The organism is Alcanivorax sp. HI0044, assembly GCF_001634945.1.
In genome coordinates this window covers 1-1864 of sequence record NZ_LWEZ01000519.1, presented here as the reverse complement: position 1 = coordinate 1864, position 1864 = coordinate 1, and the positions used below count along the sequence as shown (strand labels likewise).

Annotated in this window: 1 protein-coding gene and 1 pseudogene; both read right to left on the bottom strand. The window is 56.9% G+C overall.

Annotated elements, in window-relative coordinates:
• Positions 1-460, bottom strand: a pseudogene (locus A3730_RS06140) (hybrid sensor histidine kinase/response regulator); the annotation flags it as partial.
• Between the two features lie 142 nt (positions 461-602).
• Positions 603-1864, bottom strand: a 1262-nt coding sequence (locus A3730_RS06135; RefSeq protein ID WP_156500969.1) for an RND family transporter, incomplete at its 5' end; no start/stop codon positions are given.

Sequence of the window (1864 nt, the reverse complement as noted above, 5' to 3'; positions counted from 1 at the left end):
ATAGATAGAACGCGTAAACACCAATCAGTGTCGCCAGCACCCAGTCATGCAAGGTGCCGGTGAACAATAAAACCGCCAACGTCGGCAGGAACATCAGCACAATATAGGCTTGGCGAACCCGCAACCCGGCCATCCAGGAGCTACCCAGGGCCGTGGTCACACCCACGTTATAAAGAATGACCACGAAAAAATTGAAGCCGGTGCCCAGCCGCCAGATCAACCAGGCAGGCAACAAGCCCCATAACAAGGCGTGCAACGCCAGGCCCAACCCGAACAGACGCCGCCAGCGGGCCGGTCCGGCCCCATACAGCGCATCGAAACGCGCCACCAGCCACAGCCGGTAAGCGGTGACCAACAGGACGGCACCACCGCCTATCAGCGCTTCCAGTTCGAAGCTCTGGTAGACCTGGCCCCAGGCAAAGACAAGTGCATAAACCAGAAGGGCCGCCAGGACTCCCATCAAGGAGTTCTTGGCGGCCCCGTAATCTACGCGTTTAAGAACCTTTCGATCTTTCTTGTATGGCACTGTATTTTGTTCCGCAGAAACTGGATTTACCCGGTTTCGCGCTACGTTAACACCGCCTCATCAGACTGGCTAGAGCCTATTGCACGCTGCCTCTGGTCCGCTTGCGGCGGTCCAGCGCAACCAGTAATGGCACGAAAAAGAAGAAATCCACAATCAGGGCCATGGCAATGGTGATCGCAGACAACTGCCCCATGCTGGAATTGGGGTAAAAATGACTGGTGCCGATGACGGCAAAGTTCGCCACCAGCACCACGGATGTGGCCACCAGTGCTACGCCGACAGTACGGAATGCATACTCCACCGCTTGTTCGGTTTTGAGGCCCAATTCACGTTTGGCACGCACGTATTTACTCAGGAAATGCACAGTGTCATCCACCACGATCCCCAGCGTCATGCACGCCACCACGGATACCGCCAGCCCGATCTCCCCATTCACCAACCCCCACAGCCCGAAGGCCATGGCCGCCGGCAACAGGTTGGGCAATAGCGACAGGATGCCGTACCTCACGGAACGCAACGCAATAACCAGCAGCACCGACACGCTGACCAACGCAATCAGCGCGCCGCTGAGCATGCTCTGAATATTGCGCATGGTGACCCGGCCAAACAGGATGTCCATGCCGGTGCCCTTGGTCTGCATGGCTTGCGGCCAGTTATCCTGCATCCAGGCTTCCACCCGATCATTGAATTCCAGCACCGGGTGCGAGCCGATATTCTCCAGCATCACGATGACCCTTGCCTGCTCCTTGTCGATATCCAGCTGGTCCTCCAGCCCCAGCCCCTGGGGTAGCGACAGCTCATATAACAAGGTGTATTGGGATATCAGTTCACGGGAGTCGGGAATGCGGTACCAGTCAGGATCGCCGCCGTGCATGTCTCGGTTTAATCGCTTGATTACATCCGTGTAGGCCGTGGCGTATACCACCTCATCCTGCTGCTCCAGCCACACGGTCAAATCATCAATATGCTGCAGATAGGCAGGCTCCATGGCACCACCGGATTCGCCGGAATGCACCGCATAGTCGATACGATGCATGCCCGTCAGGTTGTTCATGGCAAAATCGTTAACCCGACGAACCTCAAACGTCTCGTCGAAATATTCGTTGAACACATCATTGATGCGGTTCAATCCGATGGCGGCAGTAAGCACCACCACGACCACCGACATACCCAGCAACCAGGGCTTGAAGTGACGACTCAGGTGCCTGGCCAGGGCGCCCATCAACGGCGCGAAATCCCGCTGCTTGCCCGGCTCGATACGATGCGGCAACAACATCCCCAGCGCTGGCAACAAAATCACCGAGAACACAAACGCCAACAGCACACCGATCAACACCA